A 23969-nucleotide genomic window follows, 5' to 3' on the forward strand; every position below is an offset into this window, starting at 1 on the left:
TCTACTGGCCGCCGTGCGGGCACCTTGCAGCATCCAGATCGGAATGCCGGGCGCGGTGCAGGGCGGAATCTCCTGATCGAGGTGTTGCAACGTGGAAACGAAATCGAAGTTGCCGGTCCCGGGCCGGGCATTGCTGCTGGTGCTGGGCATGCTGATTGCGCTGGTGGGGCTGATTTTTCTGCTGGGTGGCGCGAGGTTGGCCAGCCTGGGCGGCAGCTGGTACTTCCTGCTGATGGGCCTGGCGACCGCCGTGGCCGGCGTGCTGATCGTGCTGCGTCGGCCGGCCGGTGCGCTGGTGTACGGCGCCGCCTTCGTGCTGACGCTGGTCTGGGCGCTGTGGGATGCGGGGCTGGAGTTCTGGCCGCTGATCTCGCGGCTGATGCTGCCTGCGGCGTTCGCCGTGCTGGTGGCGCTGGCCTGGCCGGCGCTGCGGCGTAGCCGGGCCTTGCCGGCCGGGCGTACTGCCTATGGCGTGGCAACGGTGCTGGCGCTGGCGGTCGTGGCCGGTATCGGCGGCATGTTCGTGCCGCATCCGCCGGTGGCAGGCGAGCACGGGCCCGGCATGACGGCGGTGCAGCCGGCAAGCGCGCAACGGAACTGGTCCGCCTACGGCAATACCGATGGCGGCAGCCGCTTCGCTGCGCTGGACCAGATCAACCGCAGTAATGTCGGCCGGCTGCAGGTCGCCTGGACCTACCACACCGGCGAGATCGCCAACAGCGACGGCAACGGTGCCGAAGACCAGTTGACTCCGCTGCAGGTGGGCGAGACCGTGTTCCTGTGCACACCGCACAACAATCTGATTGCGCTCGACGCCAGCACCGGCAAGCAGCTGTGGCGGCGCGAGATCAATGCGACCTCGTCGGTGTGGCAGCGCTGCCGTGGCCTGGGCTACTTCGATGCCGATGCGGCGTTGCCGACGCCGAGCGTGGCCAATCCCTCGCCGATCACCGCAGTGGCGGTGGCGCAGGATGCCAACTGCCGTCGCCGCCTGTTCACCAACACCATCGATGGTCGCCTGATCGCGGTGGATGCGGACACCGGTGCGTTCTGCCAGGGCTTCGGCAGCAACGGCCAGGTCGATCTCAAGGCCGGCCTGGGCGCTGCGCCGGATCCGTTCTACCAGCTGACCTCGCCGCCACTGGTGGCCGGCACCACCGTGGTGGTGGGCGGACGCGTGGCCGACAACGTGCAGACCGACATGCCCGGTGGCGTGGTGCGCGGTTTCGATGTGGTCACCGGCGCGCAGCGCTGGGCCTTCGACCCGGGCAATCCGCATGATCGCCAGGCGCCGGCCGCCGGCAGCAGCTATGTGCGCAGCACGCCGAACGTGTGGGCACCGATGTCCTACGACGCGGCGATGAACACCGTGTTCCTGCCGCTGGGCGGGCCATCGACCGATCTGTACGGCGCCGAGCGCACCGCGCTCGATCACCGTTACGGCGCCTCGGTGCTGGCGCTGGATGCCACCACCGGTGCGGAGAAATGGGTCTACCAGACCGTGCACAACGATCTGTGGGACTTCGACCTGCCGATGCAGCCCAGCCTGATCGACTTCCCCAACCAGGACGGCAGCCACACCCCGGCCGTGGTCATCGGCACCAAGGCCGGGCAGATCTACGTGCTCGATCGCGCCACCGGCAAGCCGCTGACCGAGGTCAGGGAAGTGCCGGTGAAAGGCTCGGATATTGCGCACGAGCAGTACGCGCCGACCCAGCCGCTGTCGGTCGGCATGCCGCAGATCGGCACCCGGCACCTGACCGAATCGGATATGTGGGGCGCCACCGCGATCGACCAGATGCTGTGCCGCATCGCGTTCAAGCAGATGCGGTATGAAGGCCTGTACACCGCGCCGGGCACCGATGTGTCGCTGAGCTTTCCCGGCTCGCTGGGCGGCATGAACTGGGGTGGCCTGTCGACCGACCCGGTGCATGACGTCATCTTCGCCAACGACATGCGCCTGGGCTTGTGGGTGCAGATGATTCCTGCCGACACCCGCAAGGCCGAGACGTCCGGTGGTGGCGAGGCAGTCAATACCGGCATGGGCGCCGTGCCGCTGAAGGGCACGCCGTATGCGGTCAACAAGAACCGCTTCCTGTCGGCGCTGGGCATTCCATGCCAGGCGCCGCCGTACGGCACGCTCAGCGCCATCGACCTCAAGACGCGCAGCATCGCCTGGCAGGTGCCGGTGGGGACGGTGCAGGACACCGGCCCGTTCGGCATCAAGATGCATCTGCCGATCCCGATCGGCATGCCGACGCTGGGTGGCACGCTGTCCACGCAGGGCGGGCTCGTGTTCATCGCCGGCACCCAGGACTACTACCTGCGCGCGTTCGACAGCGGCACCGGCAAGGAGCTCTGGAAGGGCCGCCTGCCGGTCGGCAGTCAGGGCGGGCCGATGACCTACGTCTCGCACAAGACCGGCAAACAGTACGTGGTGATCAGTGCCGGCGGTGCGCGGCAGTCGCCCGATCGTGGCGATAACGTCATCGCCTACACCTTGCCCGACGCGCACTGACCCACCGCCCACGCAGGACCACGCCGGCATCTGCTCCCGTGGTCCTGGAGCGGCCAACACACTGCGCGCGCCTGACGGCTGCGCACCGGCGTGTCAGCCGCGCTTGGCGCAACCCGACGGCCGGGTGCCTGGCGCATCCGGCCAACGGTCCCGTTACCGCAGCGGCGCCTGGGCATCACCGCCCTGCATTGCCACCGCCGGCGGTGCACGCTGCCCCGACTCAGAGAACCACGATGCATCGTCTGACTTTTTTTTCGCGCCGCAGTGCGCTGGGCTACGCCTTGCTGCTGGCACTGCCGGCCACCGCAGTCGCCGCGGGCGACACCACGCTGACCGGCGACTGGGGCGGGCGTCGGTCAGCCTGGGCCGAGCACGGAGTGAGCGTTCGCGGCGACTACGTGTCCGAGACGTTCGGCGTGGTGGACGGCGGCTACGAAAAAAACAGTGCGCGCTATGCGCAGCAACTGCGGGTGGGCGTGGATCTGGACATGGCCAAACTCGCCGGCTGGGACGGTGGCAACCTGCATGTCACCATCAATGACCGCCGCGGCCGCAGCACTTCCGCCGACCTGGTGGGCAACCGCTTCCCCATCCAGGAAGTGTACGGCGGCCAGTACACCCGCCTGAGCGAGTTCAGCTACGACCGCAGCTTCCACCAGGGCGGCACGTATCTGAAACTGGGCTTCTATGCGATGGGCAACCAGTTCGCCTCGCACACGCTGCTGGTGAACTTCGTCAATGCCGCGTTCTGCGCGCATCCGCTGGCGTTTTCGGCCAACAGTGGCTGGTACAACTACCCGGCCGCGCGCTGGGGCATCGAAGGGGCGCAGCAGCTGACCCCGCAGCTCAACCTGCATGCCGGCTGGTTCCAGGTCAATCCGAATCTGGGCTTCGGCGCCCGCGACACCTACGCGTTCAAGCCGTTCGCCAGCGGCACCACCGGTGCGATCTTCCCGCTCGAATTCACCTGGAAGCCGGCCGCCTCGCGCTATCCGGGCGTGTACAAGTTCGGGGGCTATTACGACTCCTCGACGGTCGCCAGGCGTGGGCTGGATACCAGCCGCAGCACCGGACGCGACGGCGCCTATCTGCTGGTCGAACAGAAGCTGGTCACTCCCGGAGCGGACGCCAGCATCGGCCTGACCGGATTCGCCCAGTTCATGGCCAGCGACCACGACAGTGCGTTGATGACACGCTGGTATTCGGTCGGCGGGGTGTACCAGGGCATTGGCGCACGCACGCAGGACCGCATCGCCCTGGGTTATGTGGCCGGCCGGATCAATCATCGGCTGCTCGATGCACGCCGCGCCGAGTCGATCGATGCCGGCGTGCCGGCCGACTCGCCACTGGTCGGCCTGAGCGCTGCCGAGGAGCTCTACGAGCTCGCCTATAGCGCGCAGCTCACGCCGTGGCTGATGCTGCGCCCGGACGTGCAATACATCGTCAACCCCGGAACCTACGCCTATACCCGCACGCACAACGCACTGGTGGTCGGGCTGCAGGCCAAGCTCACGTTCTGAGCGCCACCTGCGCTGCAGCGTAGGGCGCCGTTGCCGACCTCCAATGCGCACGGCGCGCATCGAGCCGCTACCGGGCGCAGCAACGTGCGGCACCTGCGCGCGCATGACCTCCTACCTTTGCGCGTGCGCTGCAGCAACGCCTACCATCGACGTTTTGCCGTTGCGGGAACTCTCGATGAAGCTGCGTCACGCCGTACTGCCCCTGTGTTTGCTGGCTACCTTGCCAAGTCTTGCCGCCGCGCGCGGATTCGATGTGCGCGACATGGTCGCGCTGGACCGGGTGTCGTCGCCCACGCTCAGCCCCGACGGCAGCGTGCTGGTGTTTGCCAAGCGGCAGGCCAAGAGCAGCAACGGCAAGCCGTCCACCGGCCTGTGGACGCGCAACCTGCGTACCCGCGATGCAGCGCCGCCCAGGCGGCTCACGCCCGACGGCTGGAACGTCAACAGCCCGGCGCTGTCGCCGGACGGCAAGACGGTGTATTTCCTCAGCAGTAAATCCGGCACGCAGCAGTTGTACGCACAGCCGATGACTGGCGGCACGCCGCAGCAAGTGACCGCGTTCGCAGTGGATGTGGACAGCTACAAGCTCTCGCCCGATGGCAAGCGCATCGCCTTCAGTGCCGGCGTGTTCCAGGACTGCGGCTCGGACCTGGCGTGCACCAAGACCAAACTCGCCAGCGTCAAGAACGCCAAGGCCAGCGGCGTGGTCTACGACCAGTTGTTCGTGCGGCACTGGGATACCTGGAACGACGGCCGCCGCAATACGCTGTTCGTCGCCGAGCTGCCGGCTGCCGGCGCCAAGGCCGTGGTCGGCGCCTCGGCGATCAGCGCCACGCTGGCCGGCGATGCGCCGTCCAAGCCGTTCGGCGGCAACGACGACTACACCTGGTCGCCCGATGGCGCCAGCGTGGTGGCCAGCGTGCGCATCCCGCAGCCACATGGCCCGGAAGCGGGCAAGAACGTCAAGGCCGCCGGCAAGCCCACCGGCAACGACGAGCCGTGGCAGACCAACTTCGACCTGTACCGCCTGGATGCGGCCGGCAAGGCAGCGCCGGTCAACCTGACCGCGGCCAACCCGGCCTGGGATGCCGGCCCGGTGTTCAGCAGCGACGGCAGGACGCTGTACTACCGCGCGATGAAGCGCCCCGGATTCGAAGCCGACCGCTTCGGCCTGATGGCGATGGACGTGGACAGCGGCAAGACGCGCGAGATCGCGCCCAAGTGGGACCGCTCGGCCGGCGAGATCGTGTTGAGCGATGACGGCACCAGCATCTACACCAGCGCCGACGACCTCGGCGAGCATCCGTTGTTCAAGATCGACATCGCCACCGGCACCCCGACCAAACTGGTCGGCCAGGGCGTTGTGCATGCACCGACGCTGGCCGGCACCACGCTGGCGTTCACCCGCAACTCGCTCAAGAGCGGCGACCAGGTGTTTGTCAGCGACGTGCAGGGCCAGGGCCTGCGTGCGATCACCCAGAGCGCCGGCGAGCTGTTGCCGGACGTGCAGTTCGGCGACTATGAGCAGTTCCAGTTCAAGGGCTGGAACAACGACACCGTGCACGGCTATGTGGTCAAGCCGTACAACTACCAGGAAGGCAAGACCTACCCGGTGGCATTCCTGATCCACGGCGGGCCGCAGGGCAGCTTCGGCAACGGCTGGAGCAACCGCTGGAATCCGCAGACCTATGCCGGGCAGGGCTACGCGGTGGTGATGATCGACTTCCACGGCTCCACCGGCTACGGCCAGGAATTCACCGACGCGATCAGCCAGCATTGGGGCGACCGCCCGCTGGAAGACCTGCAGAAGGGCTGGGCCGCCGCGCAGAAGCAGTACGGCTTCCTCAACGGCGACAAGGCCTGCGCGCTGGGCGCGAGCTACGGCGGCTACATGGTCTACTGGATGGCAGGCAACTGGAACCAGCCGTGGAAGTGCCTGGTCGACCACGACGGCGTGTTCGACAACCGCACCATGGGCTATGCCACCGAGGAGCTGTGGTTCAGCGAATGGGAAAACGGCGGCACGCCGTGGCAGAACCCGGCCGGCTACGAGAAGTTCAACCCGGTGCTGCACGTGGACAAGTGGAAGGTGCCGATGCTGGTCATCCACGGCCAGCAGGATTTCCGCATCCCGGTCGAGCAGGGGCTGGCCGCGTTCACCGCGCTGCAACGCAAGGGCATCGACTCCAAGTTCCTGTACTTCCCGGACGAGAACCATTGGGTGCTCAAGCCGGACAACAGCGTGCTGTGGCACGACACTGTCAACAGCTGGCTGAAGCAGCATATCGGCCAGTGAGGGTGCGACCGGCACGCCGCCTGGAGCGGCGTGCCGGTTGGTGGGCTGATGCAGCGTGACGGCCCGGGCTTCAGTGTTTCGACAGGCGCCGGGCTTGGTCAGTGTCGCTGCTGATCGCGCTTGGCCAACTGGCCTTCCACGATCTGCAGGATCTCCGCCACCGCGATCCCGAACGAGCCGGCATTGCCGGCGTCGAAGGCGGCTTTCCATTCTGCATAGCCCGGCAGGTAATCCTGGGTGGGCGCGGCATCGCCGACGTATTCGGCGGCGCTGCGCTCCAGGGTCTGCGCAATCACCGGGATGTGTGGCAGCGTGTCGAGGATTCCATCGGGCAATCCCGCGTGACGCACCCGGATGTCGCTGATACTCACGTGCAGGATCTGGCCGCCGTGGGGATGCACGTCGATCTGGTTGATCAGCAGCAACGGCGTCTCCGTCGCGGTGCGCCCACGGCAGCGCCACAGCTGGCCAACCGCATAAGCGGGAGAGGTGGTGTCGGGCATCGGGTACTCCACGCGCAAACCGCAATGATGCAACGCGCTCGCAAGGATGGCGACCGAGCGCGGTGCCCGCCCTGGATGGGATGGTTCGATCTCCCACCCGTCGCAAGTGCAGTCGCGCGTTGCCTGCCGGACGATATCCACAGGTAGGCGTCAAGGTCGATGACGCCTGAAGGATGAGTCCGCTTGTGGCTGATAGACTTGGCCTGGATCACTGCGCCCGGCTGAATGGCCGGCGCCAGCAGTGCCGCAGCGCAGGCGCGCCATGTCAAAATAGCGATTCTTTAACTTCCCCAGTTCCCTGCAGGCCGCAAGGACCGTTCGCATGCGCACGCTGTTCCGCCCCTCATTGTGGGCGCTCGCCCTAGTCTGTAGTCCTGCCCTGAATGCCGCATCGCGGCCCACGGTGCCCGCGCGTGCGCCCGTTTCGGCACCCGCGACTGTCGCCGGTACCGACGCGGCCAGCGACCCGAGCGTGCCGCTGCCGGCCACGCTGAAGTCCGGCATGGGCTACCGCGCATTCGCACAGGCGGTGATGGAGCAGGGCTGGCAGCTGGTGGATCCGCTTGCCGCCGACAGCTGCATGGCCGCCGGCGATTGCGCCGTCGAGTTCATCGCGCCCGGCGGCAGTGCACGCCTGCAGGTGCAGGTCGGCTCGCAGTCCGGTGCGGCGGTGGTCAGTGGCTGGCGCGCGCAGCAGGTGCCGTTGGATCGCATCGGCAATCCGACGGCTGCGGCGGTGGACAGCAAGGCCGCGCCGGCCGCGGCCAACGTGGCCGACAACCCGCGCTGAGCGCGGGCGGCGGCGTCTGATGCGCGCGGCGTATCATGGCGTGGCATGCGCTGCGGCCTGCATCGGCGGCAGGTGCCATCGCCAGCTGCGTCTTTCCTGATCCCGAGTCCAGTCCTGCATGACGTCCTGCATGAAGAGCATCGATCCTGCCGATCTGGAAGCGTTGTTCGATGCCGTGCCGGACGTGCTGTTCTTCGTCAAGGATCGCGAGGGCCGCTATACCCACGTCAACCAGACCATGCTGCGGCGGTTGGGGCTAAAGTCGCGCAAGGACCTGATCGGCAAGCGCGTTGCCGAGGTCTATCCCAGCGGTCTGGGCACCAACTACGCCAACCAGGACGAGCAGGTGCTGGCCGGCGAAGTGATCGACAACCTGCTGGAACTGCATCTGTTCGCCAATCGCGAACCGGGCTGGTGCCTGACCTGCAAACGTCCGCTGCTGGTCGACGGCAAGGTGCAGGGCATCATCGGCATCTCGCGTGATCTGGGACCGCAGGACGGGCACGAATCGCAGTACGAAAAACTGCGGCTCGCGCTGGCGTACCTCAACGCCAACTACGCGCAAAACGTGCGCATGCAGGCACTGGTGGAGATCACCGGGTTTTCGATGTCCAAGCTGCAGCGCTCGTTCCGCAAGGTGTTCCAACTCACCCCGCAACAGGTGCTGGCCAAGCTGCGTTTGCAGATGGCGATGCACCTGCTGCACGGAAACAAGAGCCTGACCGAAATCGGGCATGCCTGCGGCTTCAGCGATCAAAGCGCCTTTGCGCGGCAATTCAAGCTGGCGGTGGGCATGACGCCACGCGAGTACCGCGCGCTGGCGAACGCTGCGCAGTTTCCCGCCGAACCGGCCTAGTGCATCCGACAGGACGACTGCTCAGTTGCTGAGTTGGTCGAGCATGGCTCCTCTGTATTGCTTGCGGGGAACTGATGCACCAGACGTGGAACCGACGCTTCATGATCAAACGAGGTGCATCCAGCACCGCTCTTACCATGCACACCGACTAACTCGACTGGTCCTTGCCCGCCCACCATCGCGGGACCTTACGCGGCATGGATGCCGCGTAAGAGCCTACACGGACATACTTGCGGCGTGTCCTGCGATGGTGGGCGGGCAAGGGCCTTGCAGCCAAACCGCAGCCCGCGGCTCTATGCCGACCTGGCCGCGCGCGCCGACACCCCAAAGACGCGGCCGCGCAACAACGTAAAGACAGCCGGATTCCAAATCGCAGCGTCGTTTATGAGACGCGACCAAAAGACGGGTTGAAGGCTGGCCGTTGCAGAGGATGCGCTGGTTTTCCGTTGAGGATATTTTGCTGCTCGCATAAACGCCTTGGGCGCGAACGACGTGGAAGTCGTTCGCGCCCAAGTCTGTGCAGCCTATGCGGATGTGGTTAGGCCAGCATGCGCACCTTCGGTTCGCGTGCCCACTGGCGGGTCTTGGCGGCAGTGATGAAGGCCTTGGTATCCGCTGCGGCGATCACGCCGGCGTCCTTGCCGACATTGCCGGCCTTCAACAGCAGCTGCGCGCCATCGTCGAAGGCGATCGCCTTCAGATGGGCCCAGGCATTGCTGACGAAATCCAGCGCTGCCGATTCACGTGTCAGCGCCTTGGCTGCTTCCGACGACAGCAGCACCGCCACCGCATCGAACATCACCGACGGCGTGCCGGCCAGCTGACCATCGGCGGCCAGTTGCTTGCCGTCGCTGAGCTTGGCGCCGCCCAGTTTCGGCGCGACGATCTTGACCGTGGCACCGGCGGCTTCGGCGGCCTTGCGCACGGCCTTGATCGTCGCCGCGTCGGAGCCATCGTGAATCAGGATGCCCACGGTGCGGCCCTGCAAGGTGTCCTTCATCTTGCCGATCAACTGCAGGGCCGGCGACAACAGCATGTCGGTCGGAGCGACCGCAGCCGGCGGGGCCGGCGGCAATGCGGTCATCCCCATGCCATCGGCCACACGCTGCGCCAACGTCGGGTCGATGTGACGCAGGTGACCGACGATGGCTTCGCGTACGTGCGGGGTTTCCACCTTGGACAGCTCGAACACCAGCGCCGATGCCATGTGCGCCTGTTCCGGTGCGGTCTGGCTGCGGAAGAACATGCGCGCCTGGCTGTAATGATCGGCAAAGCTCTCTGCGCGTACGCGGCCCTTGGCGCCGTCTTCGGCCGGGGTTGCGTGGCTGGGGAATCCACGCAGCGCCTCACGCGGCGCATCAGCCTGCAACGAACTGGGCTCGTAGGCGACACGGCCCTTGGGCACGCCCATCTGCATGTGGCCGTCGCGCTGGTTATTGGCGAACGGGCACTTGGGCGCATTGACCGGGATCTGGTGGAAGTTCGGTCCACCCAGACGGCTCAGCTGCGTATCCAGATACGAGAACAGGCGGCCCTGCAGCAGCGGATCGTTGCTGAAGTCGATGCCGGGCACGATGTTGGCCGGGCAATACGCCACCTGCTCGGTCTCTGCGAAGAAGTTGTCCGGCCAGCGGTCCAGTACCATGCGGCCGACGATCTGCAGCGGCACCAGTTCTTCCGGGATGACCTTGGTCGAATCCAGGTGATCGAACGGGAATGCCTCGGCCTGCGCCTCGGTGAACAGCTGCACGCCCAGCTCCCACTCGGGGAAATCGCCGTTCTGGATCGCCTCGAACAGATCGCGACGATGGAAGTCCTGGTCGGCGCCGGCGATCTTCACCGCCTCGTCCCAGATCGTGGACTGCAGGCCGAGCTTGGGGCGCCAATGAAACTTGACGAAGGTACTGTCGCCATTTTCATTGAGGAAACGGAAGCTGTGGATGCCGAAGCCTTCGATCATGCGCAGCGAGCGCGGGATCGTGCGGTCGCTCATCGCCCACATGATCATGTGCATCGATTCCGGGCTCAGCGAGATGAAATCCCAGAAGGTGTCGTGCGCACTGGCGGCCTGCGGAAAACCGCGGTCCGGCTCCATCTTCACTGCATGGATCAGGTCGGGGAACTTCATCGAATCCTGGATGAAGAACACCGGGATGTTGTTGCCCACCAGATCCCAGTTGCCTTCCTTGGTGTAGAACTTCACTGCAAATCCGCGCACGTCGCGCGGCGTGTCCACCGAGCCGGCGCCACCGGCGACGGTGGAAAACCGCGTGAACAACGGGGTCTTTTCGCCGACCTCGGTAAAGATCTTGGCGGTGGTGTACTGGCTCAACGACTTGGTCAGCTCGAAATAGCCGTGCGCCGCGCTACCGCGCGCATGCACGATGCGCTCGGGAATGCGCTCGTGGTCGAAGTGGGTGATCTTCTCGCGCAGGATGAAGTCTTCCAGCAACGTCGGCCCGCGCGGCGTGGCGCGCAGCGAGTTCTGGTTGTCGCCAACCGGAATGCCCTGGTTGGTGGTCAGCTGCGGATGCGTGCCGCCGGCCTTCTGGTGCAATTCGTCGCCCGTGCCGCGCAGCGTCTCGGGAGTTGCGCTGACAGCAGCGGTGGATGGAAGTTGCGCGGGCTTGCTGGGGGACTTGGCCATGGGGACTCCACTCTGGCGGGCTGGGATGCGGGCTGATCCGTTCAGCGTGGGAGTGGCGCTGTTAAATGCACGTGTCTGCATGCGAACGAATACTCACATGCAGCCGAAAGCTTGCGTTGGATCGCAGCGGGCTGATGCGTAGGTCACGCAATGATCCGGAGCGCTGTCTGCGAACGCATGTAGCGGACCCAAGCGTTACGTGTCCGCTACAGCAGATCCAATGGCTGTTTGCGTGTCGGCGGCGGGAATGCACGGTCCAGTTCGGCAAGATCCTGCGCGTCCAGCTGCAGCGTGCACGCTGCTGCATTCTCGCGCACATGGGCAGGCGTTCCCGATTCGGGAATGGCAATGACCTGCCCGCTGCGGATCGCCCAGGCCAGCGCCACGGCGGTTGCAGCCACGCCGCGTCGCTCGCCGATCGCGTGCAGCACCGGATGGTCCAGCAATGCGCGGCTGCCCAATGGCGAATACGCCATCACCGTTACCTCGTGCTGTGCACACCACGGCAGCAGATCGAACTCGATGCCGCGGCTACCGGCGTGATACAGCACCTGATTGACCAGGCAGTGTTGCCCGCCATCGATGCGCCATAGGTCCTGCAGATCATCGACATCGAAGTTCGATACGCCCCAGTCGCGGATCTTGCCGGCATCGCGCAAGGCCTCGAAGGCATCGACCACTTCGTGCAGATCGCTGCCGCCGTGCCAATGCAGCAGATACAGGTCCAGTGTACGCACGCCGAGCCGCTGAAGGCTGGCCTCGCAGGCACGCGCGATACCGCGCGCGCTGGCATTGCTCGGCAGGACCTTGGACACCAGATAAGGCCGCTGCACGCTGTCCATCGCCTGGCCGATCAGTTGCTCCGACCGGCCATTGCCGTACATCTCGGCGGTGTCGATCAGGCGCATGCCCAGTTGCTGGCCCGTCTGCAGCGCATCGATCTCCTGCTGCGGCGCGTGGCGGCCCTGGCCCAGGTTCCATGAGCCGAGCCCGAGTGCCGGCACGCTGCGTCCGTTGCGCAGGCGCACCGTGGGGCAGGGGGATGAAGTGGAAACGGACATGGGTGGCTCCTGATGATGCGATCAATGCGAGGGTGACTGTGCCGGCGTTGCGGTCGCGTGCGGTGGCGTCAGCGTTGCCTGTGCATCCCAGAACGCGCAGCGATGCCGTTGCGCGAAGTCGGGCGTTGCGCCGATCCTGCCGGGCGACAGCGTCAACGGAGCGTCGCCATCGAAGCGTGGCCATGGCGGACGCCAAGCTCCATTTGGATCGCCGGTGCGCGCGAACGCGCCCCAGTAATCCTGCAGCGTATCGGCCAAGGCCTGTTGCGCCGGAGTGAACGCCGGCGCGCCACTGAGCACCCACGGCCGCTGGAACAGGTACACCAGTTCGGAGGCGTGATACGCGCCCAGCGGATGCGAGAACGGCAGGCGCCACAGGCCGTACGGCGCCTGGGGGTCGTCGAATTCGTACGCATACACCGGCGTGCGGGTACGCAAGGCCTGGCCCAGCCGACGCGTCGGGCAGGCGAATCCGCCATCGGTGACGATGTCGGCGAATGCATCCCAGCGCGATTGCCCGGCAATGTCTGCATAGCGCGCCATGATCGCTGTCGGGTCGGCATGCATGCGCTGCAGGCGCGCCTCATAGCCGCTGCGCAGGTTGAGCTTGCCGACATAGGACAGCAACTGCGCAAACAGCCGGCCCTCGTTGCGGTTGGTGCCGATCAGTACCGGCACCTGCACATGGTGCAGGTTGGCGATCGCCTCGGCGGGCGGCAACGGCAAGACGTCACCGCCAGACATCGGCGCCCAGGCATCGCTACCGGTCAGGCCGCGTCGCTGGGATTTGGCATCGGCCACGGTATCGGCAGGCAATGCGCGCAGGCACGCGCCCACATCGCTTGCATGCGCGCAGCCGAGCGTCTGCGCCATGCGCGCACCGCCGCGCTCGGCCTCGGCGCGTGGCACACTGGAATCGCTGGCCAGGCAGCTGCCGCTCTGCAGGATTGCGCGCTGGAACAGACCGGCCGCACCCGGCGAGGCGAGCTGATAGCAAATGCTCCAGGCGCCGGCCGATTCACCGAACACGGTGACGTTGTGGGCATCGCCACCGAAGGCGGCGATATTGCGCTGCACCCAGCGCAACGCGGCCTGTTGGTCGAGCAATGCATAGGCCCCTTCGCCTTCGCCACGCAGCGCCGGATGCGCGAAGAAACCGAACACCCCGAGCCGGTAATTGGGCGCCACCACGATGACGTCCTGCCGCGCCGCCAAGGCACTCAGGTCGTAGTCGACATTGCTGCCCAGCTCCAGCGCGCCACCGTAGATCCACACCATCACCGCGCGCGGTTGCGCCGGCGCCGGTCCGGGCGGCGCATAGATGTTGAGGGTGAGGCAATCCTCCGATATCTGCTTCTGCCCGAAGCGATACCGCGGCAGACAGGCCGGCCCGGCCCGGGTGGCATCGCGGACGCCCTTCCAGGCTGGCGCAGCTTGCGGGGCGCGAAAGCGCAACGCGCCCACCGGTGGCGCGGCGAACGGCACGCCCAAAAACACCCGCCCCTGCGCGCCGGCGACACCGCGGACTGCACCGGCATCGGTCTGCACCACCTCGGCCTGCGCATCGGCCGCATGCACCAGCGCCGGCACCTCGCCAGGGCGGCGTGGTGCGCACGCGGTCAACGCAAGGCCTGCAAGCAGCAGGCAGGCCAGGTTGCGTTTCAATGAATCTCTGTCGCGCTTGATCACGGTCTGTTGTGTCCTGTCCCGGACACACATCATCGCGAGTGCACGTGTAGGGAAGGAAAACGCCCAGGCCGCCCGACCAAGCGCGGCTGACACACGCTTTCGAACGCCGTGGATGGTGAGCGGCAAGAACCTGCAGCCAGGCTGCAGATCAGCCGCCCTGCCGCTGACGCCTCTGCCGTTCAATCACCTTTCGCAGTGACCGCGACGGTGAGTCTTGGCGTCGCTTGATGGTCCCAACCCAACCCAACCCAAGCCGTGCCCGGCTACGGCAGCAACGCGCTATGCGTCCAGACACTGACTGCTGCCGCCAGAAACGAAAAACCCAGCCCGGCAATTCCCGGGCTGGGTTTGAATGCCACACGTCAGCGCGACAGGGCAGCGCTTACGCCTCCACGTCGTCCTTGTAGGCATCCACCGGGATGCAGGCGCACATCACGTTCTTGTCGCCGTAGACGTTGTCCACGCGTGCGACCGGCGGCCAGTACTTCTGCTGCTTGAGGCTGGGCAGCGGGAAGGCGGCCAGTTCGCGCGGGTAGGCGTGGGTCCACTCGCTGGCCGACACCTGCGTGGCGGTGTGCGGGGCGTGCTTGAGCGGGTTGTCGTCGCGGTCCAGGCGGCCGTCCTCGATGGCGCGGATTTCCTCGCGGATCTGGATCATCGCGTCGATGAAGCGGTCCAGCTCATGCTGCGATTCGCTTTCGGTCGGTTCCACCATCAAGGTGCCGGCGACCGGGAAGCTCAAGGTCGGTGCGTGGAAGCCGAAGTCGATCAGGCGCTTGGCGATGTCCTCGGCGCCGATGCCGCTGGTCTTTTCCAGCGGGCGGATGTCCAGGATGCACTCGTGTGCCACCAGGCCATTGCGGCCGGTGTACAGCGTCTTGTAGTGCGGCGCCAGGCGCTTGGCAATGTAGTTGGCGTTGAGCAGGGCCACCTGGGTTGCCTTGCGCAGGCCGGCGCTGCCCATCATGGTCACGTACATCCAGCTGATCGGCAGGATCGAGGCCGAGCCGTAGCTGGCTGCGCTGACCATGCCGACGTCGCCTTCGCCGCCCAGCGTGCGCGGTAAAAACGGCGCCAGGTGCGACTTCACTGCGCACGGACCCACACCCGGACCGCCGCCGCCATGCGGAATGCAGAAGGTCTTGTGCAGGTTCAGATGCGACACGTCCGAGCCCCACTTGCCGGGCTTGGCCACGCCGACCAGGGCATTCATGTTGGCGCCGTCGGTATAGACCTGGCCGCCATGCGCATGCACCGCTTCGCAGATCGCCACCACGTCCTCTTCGAACACGCCGTGGGTGGACGGGTAGGTGATCATCAACGCGGCCAGGCGCCCGGAGTACTTTTCCGCCTTGGCGCGGATGTCGTCGACATCGACATTGCCGTTGGCATCGCACTTGGTCACGACCACGGTCATGCCGCACATCTGCGCCGAGGCCGGGTTGGTGCCGTGCGCGGATTCGGGAATCAGGCAGATATCGCGGTGCGCCTCACCGCGCGCGCGGTGATAGGCGCGGATCGCCAGCAGGCCGGCGTACTCGCCCTGTGCACCGGAGTTGGGCTGCAGGCTCACCGCGTCGTAGCCGGTGCATTCGACCAGCATCGCTTCCAGCTCATCGATCAGCTGCGCGTAGCCGGCCGATTGCTCGGCCGGTGCCAGCGGATGGATCGCACCAAACTCGGGCCAGGTCACCGGGATCATCTCGGCGGTGGCATTGAGCTTCATCGTGCAGCTGCCCAGCGGGATCATGGTGCGATCCATCGCCAGGTCCTTGTCGGCCAGCGAGCGCATGTAGCGCAGCAGTTCGTGCTCGCTGTGGTGGGTGTTGAACACCGGGTGGGTCAGGAAGGGCGTGCTGCGCAGCAGGCCCTGCGGCAACGCGTCGGCGGTGGCGGCATCGAGGGCGTCCACATCTGCCTGCGCGCCGAACAACGCGGCCAGTGCGACCACGTCGGCGCGCGTGCTGGTTTCATCCAGGCTGATGCCGACCGCTTCGCTGTCGATCGCGCGCAGGTTGATGCCGCCCGCACGCGCCTTGGCGTGGATGGCATCGGCATCGATCGCCTTGACGTGCAGGGTGTCGAAGAAATGCTCGCCCACACTGACGCCGGCGCCGCGCAAGGCGGCGGCCAGGATCGCGGCCAGGCGATGGGTACGCCGCGCGATGCGGGTCAGGCCCGCGGGGCCGTGGTAGACCGCGTACATCGAGGCCATCACCGCCAGCAGTACCTGCGCGGTGCAGATGTTGGAGGTGGCCTTCTCGCGGCGGATATGTTGTTCGCGCGTCTGCAAGGTGAGGCGATAGGCCGGGTTGCCGGCGGCATCGATCGACACGCCGATCAGCCGGCCCGGCATCGAGCGCTTGTAGGCATCGCGGCAGGCCATGAAGGCCGCATGCGGGCCGCCGAAACCGAACGGCACGCCGAAGCGCTGCGAATTGCCGACCACGATGTCCGCACCCCATTCGCCGGGCGCGGCGATCAGCGTCAGCGCCAGCAGATCGGTCGCCACCGCGACCAGCCCGCCTTGCGCGTGCACTGCCTCGGCCAGCGCGGCGTGATCGCCGATATGCCCGAAGCTGTCCGGGTACTGCAGCAGCACGCCGAAGCACTCGGCCTGCAGCGCTTCCTCCGGCGTGCCGACGCGCAGCACGATGCCCAGCGGCTCGGCGCGGGTGCGCAGCAGTTCCTGGGTCTGCGGATGCACTGCGTCGTGCACGAAGAAGGTCTCCGACTTCGACTTGGCCGAGCGCTTGGCCAGCGTCATCGCTTCGGCCGCGGCGGTGGCCTCGTCCAGCAGCGAGGCGTTGGCGATCTGCATGCCGGTGAGATCGGCGCACAGGGTCTGGAAGTTGATCAGCGCTTCCATGCGGCCTTGCGAAATCTCCGCCTGGTACGGCGTATAGGCGGTGTACCAGGCCGGGTTTTCCAGGATGTTGCGCAGGATCACCTTCGGCGTATGGGTGCCGTAGTAGCCCTGGCCGATGAAGCTGCGCTGCACCTGGTTCTTGCCGGCAATGGCGCGGATCTTGGCCAACGCTTCTTCTTCGGTGATCGCCTCGGGCAGCGCCAGCGCCGCAGGCGACTTGATGTTGCCCGGCACGATCGCATCGGTCATCGCATCCAGCGAGGCGTGGCCGACCACCTCCAGCATCTGTGCGATTTCTGCGTCGTTGGGGCCGATATGGCGTTCGACGAACGCGCTGTGGTGTTCGAGGTCGCGCAAGGAAGACGTGGTCTGGGACATGGCGGGCATCCGGGGCAGGGGGCAGACGAATGGTCGACAACCACCGGACCGGCGTGATGCGCGCAGCGCATCACCTCCTGTCGCAGCGACAGTCTTCCTCGCGCCCCTCTGTCCTTTTGCCTGAGAGTTTAAGAACGCGGCATGGCGCTGGGCCTGCCTGCGTTCCGTGCCCCTTCGGCGCCGGCATCGGCCGGTCTCTCCAGAGTTGTACTGCGGATGGTATCGGGCCTGAGCGATTACGGGCTGTTGCGCCTTCGGCAGCGGCAGTGCCGCTTCTCCCACCGTGTTGCCAGCCGATTATAGCCTGCGTGCGCACGCGCCGGAGCGCATGCGGCAGGCCCATGCACTCGGGTCTGCTTAACCTTGCAACGGCGAGCGCCTATCATCGACGCCCTTGTGCTCATCCCGACGCCGCCCCCCAGGGCGGTGCCGGCGTGCGTCCCCCGGTGCACCACGTTTCGGATCCCTGCATGCCCCCCACCACGCCTTCCACCCGTCGCATGGCGCTGCTGCTCGCCGGGCTGGCGATGTTTGGTCCGTTTTCCATCGACACCATCTTTCCGGCGTTCTCGCGGCTCAGCCGCAGCCTGGCGGTGGACGAGGTGGCGATCCAGCAGACCATCAGCGTCTATCTGCTCGCCTACGGGCTGATGAGCATCGCGCACGGCCCGCTGTCCGATGCCTGGGGCCGCAAGCGGGTGATCCTGGGCGGGCTGGTGCTGTTCATCGCCGGCTCGGTGGGCTGCGCGCTGTCGCAGGATCTGCCCACCCTGCTGGCGTTCCGCGCATTGCAGGGCCTGTCGGCCGGGGTCGGCATGATCGTCGGGCGGGCGGTGATCCGCGACCTGTTCCAGGGCCCGGACGCGCAACGGCTGATGAGCCAGGTGTCGATGATCTTCGGCATCGCCCCGGCGATCGCGCCGATCATCGGCGGCTGGATCCTGCTCAGCGGCGCCGGCTGGCCGCTGATCTTCTGGTTTCTGGTGGCGTTCGGGCTGGTGCTGCTGGTGGCCACGCTGACCTGGCTGCCGGAGACCCACCCGGTGGAGGCGCGCACGCCGCTGCAGCTCAAGCGCCTGCTGCACGACTACGTGCGGATCGGCTTCAACCCGCGCTTCCAGCGCCTGGCTGCGGCCGGTGCGTTCAACTTCGCCGGCATCTTCCTGTACATCGCCTCGGCGCCGGTGCTGATCATGCGCCACCTGCACCTGGGCGAAGGCGACTTCGCCTGGCTGTTCATTCCCACCATCGGCGGCATGACGCTGGGCTCGTTCCTGTCCGGGCGCATGGCCGGCAGCATGGACCCGGTGCGGCAGATCCGCATCGGCTTCATCTGCTGCGGCGTGGCGGCGTTGGCGAACCTGGGCTACACCATGACGGCAGCGCAGATCGCCCTGCCATGGGCGGTGCTGCCGATCTTCCTGGCCGGCCTGGGCATGGCGCTGATCTTCCCGATCCTGGCGCTGGCAGTGCTGGACATGTACCCGCACCAGCGCGGCCTGGCGTCCTCGCTGCAGGCTTTCACCCAGTTGATGACCAATACGCTGGTGGCCGGGGTGCTGTCGCCGCTGCTGAGTGAACACCCGCGCCACCTGGCGATCGGCATGACCGGTTTTTTCCTGCTGGGCTGGCTATTCTGGCGCTGGGAGCGCCGCAGCGGCCGCCGTCTACGCCGCCGCCAGGCCGAAGAGGCCGTGCCTCTGGAGCCGGCCGACCATCTCTGACCTCACAGGAGCCTGCATGTCCACCGATTCCAAGCTGCGCCGCGACGCCCGCAAGCGCGCCGCCGAGCGCCTGCGCAACCAGGCCGCCGCCAATCCCGCGCCAGTTTCGCCGATCGAGCCGCATGCCGAACTGCGCGACCAGCAGCGCACGCTCCTGGCCGGCATCGTCCGCCGCGACGGCGAATGGGTGCTCGGCATGGACGGCCGCATCGCCGGCGAGAGCACCAGTGCCGCCCAGGTGCTGGCCCTGATCATGCGCGCGGCCGAGTTGCACGAACGCCAGGGCACGCCGGTACGGCTGACCTACTCGGACACGCTCAAGGATGCGGCGCATGCCGAGGCCGCTGCCGACGGCAGGGATTTCGAGGCGTTCCGGATCGAGTTCGCGCAGAAGCTGGTGCCCGCGCGTCCCAACTGAGGCCATACACGCAGCGGTGTCGGCGAAGCCGATTCCGACCATTGCCCATTCCGCGTGGATGGGCAGTGGTCGGGCTGAACTGCGCCAGCGCCTGGCTGCGGATCAGCCAGTGCGCCGGATCAGCGCGTCGGTGCCTGTCGCTGCAGGTCCTGCTGCTGCGTCTGTTCCTGCGCGGCGGCGTTGCGATCCTGCCCGGCGCCCAGCGCCTGCGCGCGTTGCAGACTGTGGTCCACCGGCGTCTGCTGCGCGGCCTGCGCATCGAATGGTCCGCGCAGGTGGGCCGGCGAATCCAGCGCCCCCTGGACCACGAAGCCCTGTGCCGGGTCGCGCCCCAGCACCACGTGATCCACGCGCTGCAGCCCATGCTCGCGCGCGGCCACCAGCGCTCCGGCTGCCAGGCGCTCGCTGTCCGCATCGGGCACGCGGCCACGCGCGGTCTCCAGCTGCTCCACCGCTGCGGTGCATTGGTTCAGCAGCGCATGGTCCGGATTGGCCGGATGGCGCGCATCCGAGGCGGCGGCCGCCGTCGCCGCCTGGCGCGGAAGGACCTCGGCATCGATGCGCTGCAACTGGCCGTCGTATGTCCCATCGGCACCGTCGCTGATGCGCTGCAGCCGCTCGACGAATGGATACGGCGTGCCGCCCACATTGCGGGCCATCGCGATCGCGAAGCGTTCGGGTGACTGCGGCGCGGCGCTGCGGTCGCCGACCAGCGAGCTGCCGCCGATCCTGCTGGCCTCGACGCTGGCCTGGGTCTGCTCCATCAGCGCCTGCATCTGCGCCTCGCTGAAGGCCAGCGTGGTCTTCTGCCCTGGCGCGATCGCACCGGTGCCCGCCATCTCGCCGCTCAGCGCGCTGTTGAGATTCTGCGCGATCGCCTTTTCCTCGCTGGCCTCGTTGCGCCCGCCCAGGCGTTGCAGCAGCCCCGGCGTGGCAACGTCGCCATCGATCTCGAAGCTGTAGCTGCGGTCCTGCACGCGTTCGGTGTCGTTGCCGTCGTACTGGCGCACGATCGTCAGCGGCACGTTGTCTCCGTATTGCAGCTGTTGCACCACCGTGTAGCCGTCCTGGCCCGGTGTGCTGATGCGCACCTGGCTGCCCTGGTTGCGGTTGCCGGCCACATCGGCGCTGAGCGGGCCCAATTCCAGCTGCAGCCGCTGCTGCGAGCTGAAGTTGATGCGCTCCAGCGTCTGTTGTTCGTCGACGCCGGGCACGCCTGATGCCAGCGTGCCCTCGCGCACGAACTGGCCCATGGCCGCGACCGCACGCGGATCGGCCAGGTCGAACTGCGCACTCTCCACCCGCGACTGGCCCAGGGAGTCGGCGCGCCCGAGCAGGGCCTGCGCCGGTCCCACCTTGAAGCCAGCTGCGTTCACCGCCTCGATGGCTGCGTTGGGTCCGGTCACCACCCGCACGTGGCGCTCGTCCACACGCTCGATCAGGTAGCTGCGGCCGCTGGCTTCGGTGATCTCGCTCTGCATGCTGAGGTGTTGCAGGCTCGCCGAGGAATCGCGCTGGGTGTAGGTCTGCGTGTCCATCACCGCACGCGCGCCGATCGGAAGGCTCTCCGGCTGTAGCGGATTGACGCGCGTGGCAGCCTCTGCAGGCTGGTCGGCACCGGGCAGCGTCAGTGCGTAGCGCATGCGCTGCCCGCCACTGACGCCAGCTTCGATGTTCAATTTGCCGTCGCCGAGCCGGGTCTGCAGGCTTTGCTGCTGGCCGGTACGCGCGTCGGCCTCCAGATTGAAGGTGGTGGTCTTCGCGTCGGCATCGCTGAGCTTGCCCAGGCCCAGCGAGGTGCTGGTCTGCAGGCTGTTCTCGCCCAGTGGCCGGGCCTGGCTGCCGTTGCCCTGCTCACTGGTATGGGAATACTTGACCGACTGATCTTCGGGGTTGAGCTCCACGGTGCTGCTGCCCAGTTCCACCGAATAGTCGCTGTTCTTGCTGCTGTAGGTCGGGTCAAACGCGCGGTCGTTCGCGTCGTCGATGAGCTGCTTGTTGGTGTCCGCGTCGCGCGGGTCCGGGCCGGTGGAGGCGTTGTTCATTGGATGCATCCTGCATGCTGCGCCGGTGCAGCGGGCGCGCAGTATATCGCCGGCGTTTTTGGCATTTATCAAATCAATGTTATGCGGCGGCCAGGGCGGCGGCCGCCGCATGCCGCAGGGAAAGCGGCGCGTCAGTGCATCGCGGCAGGCGGCGGCGCGTTGCTGGCGGCAGCGGGCGCGGTCGCCTGCCAGCCGCACAATTTCCCCTGGTTCTGCTGCTTCAGCCACTCGTTCATCGGTGCGAAATATTCCAGCATCGGGCCGGCATCCAGGCGCTCGTTGCCGGTGAGTTCCTTCAGCGTGGTCTGCCAGGGTTGGCTGGCGCCACGTTGCAGCATCGACCAGAACTTCTGCCCGGCGTCCTTGTTGCCGTAGAAGCTGCACTCGTACAACGGGCCTTGATGGCCTGCGGCTTCGCACAGGCCCTTGTAGAACTGGAACTGCAGGATATGCGCCAGAAAATAGCGCGTGTACGGCGTGTTGCCCGGCACGTGGTACTTGGCGCCGGCATCGAAGAACTCCTCGCCGCGCGGGGTCACCGGCGCCACGCCCTGGTATTTGGCTTTCAGCTCCCACCAGGCCTGGTTGTAGTGCTCGGGGGTGATCGAGCCATCGAATACGCCCCAGCGCCAGCGGTCGATCATCAAACCGAATGGCAGGAAGGCAACCTTGCTCAGCGCCATGCGCATCTGCGAATTGATCAGCGCCTCGCGGCCGGCCTGTTGTTCGCCCACCATGCCGATCGACTGCAGATACCTGGGCGTCATCGCCAGCACGATGGTGTCGCCGATCGCTTCGTGGAAGCCATCGTTGGCGCCGTTCTGGAACAGCGGCGGCAGCGGGTTGTAGGCCAGGTCGTAATAGATGTGGCCGAGCTCGTGGTAGATGGTGGTGAAATCCTCTTCGGTCGGCTTGATGCACATCTTGGTGCGCACGTCCGCACCGATGTTCTGGTTTGGCTCGCCGCCCATGTTCATGTCCCACGCGCTGGCATGGCAGACCACGTCGCGGTCCAGGGGCTTGATGAACTGCGACCGCTGCCAATAGGTGTCGGGAAGCTTGGGCATGCCGAGCGAGGTGTAGAAGTCCTGCGCACGCTCGGTCATCTGTCTTGCGGTGCGCAGTTGCGCTTCACGCTCGGCCTGGAAGCGGGCGCCGCTGCCGCCTTCGGTGCCCGTGGTGCGTGCCAGCACCGCACTCAGGTTGCCCTGGTATTGTTTTTCCAGCGCGGCGGTGATGTCCAGATCGCCGGCACCTGGATACGGCTGCAGCAGGTCCCACAGATTGCTCCAGTCCTGCTGCCACATATTGCCCATCAGATGTGCGGGCAACATGCCGCCGGCAAGCTCGCCCTTGTCCTTGCCGTATTGCGTATCGAGCTTGCCGCGCGCATAGCACTGCAGTTGTGCGTACAGCGGTTTGACCTGCTCCCAGAGACGGTCGGTTTCGCTGGCCAGTTGCGCCGGCGGCATGTCGTAGCCGCTGCGCCATAGCACGCCGACATCGGCAAAGCCCAGTCCGCGCGCGCCCTCGTTGGCGAGCTCGACAAATCGCTGGTAGTCCTTGCGCATCGGGATTGCGGTGCCATGCCAGCCCTGCCAGGCATCCAGTTGCTCTGCGTAATCGCGGCTGCTGGCCAGCACCTGCTCCAGCTCGCCGAGCTGGCGGCAGCGGCGTTGCTCGCCATCGCCCACGCAATAACTGCCCGCGCCGTAGTCGCCTTCCATCTTGGCGGCGATCCGGGTGAGCTCCGCCAGCTTGGCTGGGTCGCGTGGCGCGGGCAGGGCGCTCATCAGTTTCAGCAGTTGCAATGCACGCGCGCTGTCGGCCGACATCGGGGTACCTGCGTACTGCTTGGATTGTTCGATCCAGCGGTCCAGCTGCGCCAGCGAGCGCTCGTTGGCCTTGGCGGCCAGCAACTGGGAATCGCCATTGATGTAGGTCGAAGACAACCACTGCGCGGCAGTGACTTCCGGGTACGCGGCCTTGTACTCGGCGCTGATGCGAGCAACAAACTGGTCGGCGCTTTCCTGCGGCACGGTTTTGGCCGCAGCGGGCCTGGCGGGTGCTGCCGTATCCCGACGGCAGGCCGACAACGACAGCGTGCCGGCGGCCACGGCCAGCGCCAGCCACAACAAACGAGGGTTCACGGGTGGTCCTTGCGGTGAAGTCCGACGCAGGCTAGAACGCAGCGCGATCTACCGCAAGCACTGTCACTGCGCACGCGACGCGGACGTCTGCAGGTGCATATCTGCTGATCAGGGGAGACGAAGGTCCCGCGACGATGTGTGGCGAGGACCCGTCGAGATGGTCGGTGTGCATGGTTTTCAACAAAGTAACCAGCACACTGTCTGGTGCGGTGAGGGCACCGCGCCCTCGGACTGCGGGTTTGCTGCAGGGCCCTTGTCCGCCCACCATCGCAGGACACGCCGCAAGTACGTCCGTGTAGGCTCTGGCGCGGCATCCATGCCGCTCAAGGTCCCGCGATGGTGAGCGGGCAAGGACCAGTCGAGATGGTCGGTGTGCATGGCTTTCAGCAAAACAATCAGCACACCGTCTGGTGCGGTGTCCTCGCCGATTGCGGGACCGTGTGGCGGCATGGATGCCGCCACCGAGCCCCCAGGGACGGGTTCACGGCGTGTCCTGCAAGCTGTG

Annotated in this window: 14 protein-coding genes and 1 riboswitch; of the genes, 7 read left to right on the forward strand and 7 right to left on the reverse strand. The window is 66.6% G+C overall.

What is annotated here, in order from left to right; all coding sequences use genetic code 11:
• Window positions 1-91 precede the first annotated feature (91 nt).
• The 3 genes from EO141_RS15685 to EO141_RS15695 all read left to right on the forward strand — a co-directional run bounded on the left by EO141_RS15685 (window position 92) and on the right by EO141_RS15695 (window position 6334).
• Window positions 92-2518: a glucose/quinate/shikimate family membrane-bound PQQ-dependent dehydrogenase gene (locus tag EO141_RS15685; RefSeq protein ID WP_241236672.1), complete on the forward strand. Its 2427-nt coding sequence runs from the start codon at window positions 92-94 to the stop codon at window positions 2516-2518.
• Window positions 2519-2751: 233 nt separating this feature from the next.
• The gene (locus tag EO141_RS15690) at window positions 2752-4038 is read left to right on the forward strand and encodes a carbohydrate porin (RefSeq protein WP_127169627.1); all 1287 of its coding nucleotides are present in this window, start codon (window positions 2752-2754) and stop codon (window positions 4036-4038) included.
• Window positions 4039-4213: 175 nt separating this feature from the next.
• Complete coding sequence (locus tag EO141_RS15695; protein WP_127169628.1) at window positions 4214-6334, forward strand: S9 family peptidase; 2121 nt, start codon at window positions 4214-4216, stop codon at window positions 6332-6334.
• 98 nt (window positions 6335-6432) lie between these two features.
• Here the strand turns inward: EO141_RS15695 and EO141_RS15700 are convergent, their stop codons facing one another.
• Window positions 6433-6837: a hypothetical protein gene (locus tag EO141_RS15700; RefSeq protein WP_241236673.1), complete on the reverse strand. Its 405-nt coding sequence runs from the start codon at window positions 6835-6837 to the stop codon at window positions 6433-6435.
• Between the two features lie 322 nt (window positions 6838-7159).
• Here EO141_RS15700 and EO141_RS15705 point away from each other — a divergent pair, with 322 nt between their 5' ends.
• On the forward strand, window positions 7160-7627 hold the full coding sequence (locus EO141_RS15705; protein ID WP_104582400.1) for a hypothetical protein: 468 nt from the start codon (window positions 7160-7162) through the stop codon (window positions 7625-7627).
• 130 nt (window positions 7628-7757) lie between these two features.
• Entirely contained in the window at window positions 7758-8483 is a 726-nt protein-coding gene (locus EO141_RS15710) for an AraC family transcriptional regulator (protein ID WP_104582401.1), read from the forward strand.
• A gap of 538 nt (window positions 8484-9021) precedes the next feature.
• Here the strand turns inward: EO141_RS15710 and EO141_RS15715 are convergent.
• The 4 genes from EO141_RS15715 to gcvP form a co-directional block, all read right to left on the reverse strand.
• A complete protein-coding gene (locus EO141_RS15715; RefSeq protein ID WP_127169629.1) occupies window positions 9022-11130 on the reverse strand; it encodes a catalase in 2109 nt (702 codons plus the stop codon).
• Window positions 11131-11336: 206 nt separating this feature from the next.
• Window positions 11337-12191 carry an aldo/keto reductase gene (locus EO141_RS15720; RefSeq protein ID WP_127169630.1) on the reverse strand — a complete coding sequence of 285 codons (855 nt, stop codon included), beginning with the start codon at window positions 12189-12191 and terminating at the stop codon, window positions 11337-11339.
• Window positions 12192-12212: 21 nt separating this feature from the next.
• Window positions 12213-13910 (reverse strand): carboxylesterase/lipase family protein, encoded by a 1698-nt coding sequence (locus tag EO141_RS15725; protein WP_241236674.1) that lies wholly within the window; start codon window positions 13908-13910, stop codon window positions 12213-12215.
• Between the two features lie 352 nt (window positions 13911-14262).
• The gene (gcvP, locus tag EO141_RS15730) at window positions 14263-17136 is read right to left on the reverse strand and encodes an aminomethyl-transferring glycine dehydrogenase (RefSeq protein ID WP_206514811.1); all 2874 of its coding nucleotides are present in this window, start codon (window positions 17134-17136) and stop codon (window positions 14263-14265) included.
• 89 nt (window positions 17137-17225) lie between these two features.
• Window positions 17226-17340: riboswitch (glycine riboswitch) on the reverse strand.
• A gap of 257 nt (window positions 17341-17597) precedes the next feature.
• On the opposite strand from gcvP, the gene EO141_RS15735 reads away from it, so the two are divergent.
• Window positions 17598-18851 (forward strand): multidrug effflux MFS transporter, encoded by a 1254-nt coding sequence (locus EO141_RS15735; protein WP_126971306.1) that lies wholly within the window; start codon window positions 17598-17600, stop codon window positions 18849-18851.
• Between the two features lie 16 nt (window positions 18852-18867).
• Window positions 18868-19269: a hypothetical protein gene (locus EO141_RS15740; RefSeq protein WP_104649754.1), complete on the forward strand. Its 402-nt coding sequence runs from the start codon at window positions 18868-18870 to the stop codon at window positions 19267-19269.
• Window positions 19270-19388: 119 nt separating this feature from the next.
• On the opposite strand, the gene EO141_RS15745 is transcribed toward EO141_RS15740, so the two are convergent.
• Together EO141_RS15745 and EO141_RS15750 are read right to left on the reverse strand one after the other, a co-directional pair.
• On the reverse strand, window positions 19389-21314 hold the full coding sequence (locus EO141_RS15745; RefSeq protein ID WP_127169633.1) for an XVIPCD domain-containing protein: 1926 nt from the start codon (window positions 21312-21314) through the stop codon (window positions 19389-19391).
• Between the two features lie 131 nt (window positions 21315-21445).
• Window positions 21446-23464: a M2 family metallopeptidase gene (locus EO141_RS15750; RefSeq protein WP_127169634.1), complete on the reverse strand. Its 2019-nt coding sequence runs from the start codon at window positions 23462-23464 to the stop codon at window positions 21446-21448.
• Window positions 23465-23969: the final 505 nt, after the last annotated feature.

The organism is Xanthomonas sp. BRIP62415 (genome assembly GCF_003993515.1).
GTDB classification, from domain to species: Bacteria; Pseudomonadota; Gammaproteobacteria; order Xanthomonadales; family Xanthomonadaceae; genus Xanthomonas; species Xanthomonas euroxanthea.

Coding starts and splice junctions, on each gene's coding strand:
- EO141_RS15745 (WP_127169633.1), bottom strand. CDS start 21,314: ATGAACAACGCCTCCACCGGCCCGGACCCGCGCGACGCGGACACCAAC.
- EO141_RS15740 (WP_104649754.1), top strand. CDS start 18,868: ATGTCCACCGATTCCAAGCTGCGCCGCGACGCCCGCAAGCGCGCCGCC.
- EO141_RS15705 (WP_104582400.1), top strand. CDS start 7,160: ATGCGCACGCTGTTCCGCCCCTCATTGTGGGCGCTCGCCCTAGTCTGT.
- EO141_RS15690 (WP_127169627.1), top strand. CDS start 2,752: ATGCATCGTCTGACTTTTTTTTCGCGCCGCAGTGCGCTGGGCTACGCC.
- EO141_RS15710 (WP_104582401.1), top strand. CDS start 7,758: ATGAAGAGCATCGATCCTGCCGATCTGGAAGCGTTGTTCGATGCCGTG.
- gcvP (WP_206514811.1), bottom strand. CDS start 17,136: ATGCCCGCCATGTCCCAGACCACGTCTTCCTTGCGCGACCTCGAACAC.
- EO141_RS15725 (WP_241236674.1), bottom strand. CDS start 13,910: ATGTGTGTCCGGGACAGGACACAACAGACCGTGATCAAGCGCGACAGA.
- EO141_RS15700 (WP_241236673.1), bottom strand. CDS start 6,837: ATGCCCGACACCACCTCTCCCGCTTATGCGGTTGGCCAGCTGTGGCGC.
- EO141_RS15735 (WP_126971306.1), top strand. CDS start 17,598: ATGCCCCCCACCACGCCTTCCACCCGTCGCATGGCGCTGCTGCTCGCC.
- EO141_RS15720 (WP_127169630.1), bottom strand. CDS start 12,191: ATGTCCGTTTCCACTTCATCCCCCTGCCCCACGGTGCGCCTGCGCAAC.
- EO141_RS15695 (WP_127169628.1), top strand. CDS start 4,214: ATGAAGCTGCGTCACGCCGTACTGCCCCTGTGTTTGCTGGCTACCTTG.
- EO141_RS15715 (WP_127169629.1), bottom strand. CDS start 11,130: ATGGCCAAGTCCCCCAGCAAGCCCGCGCAACTTCCATCCACCGCTGCT.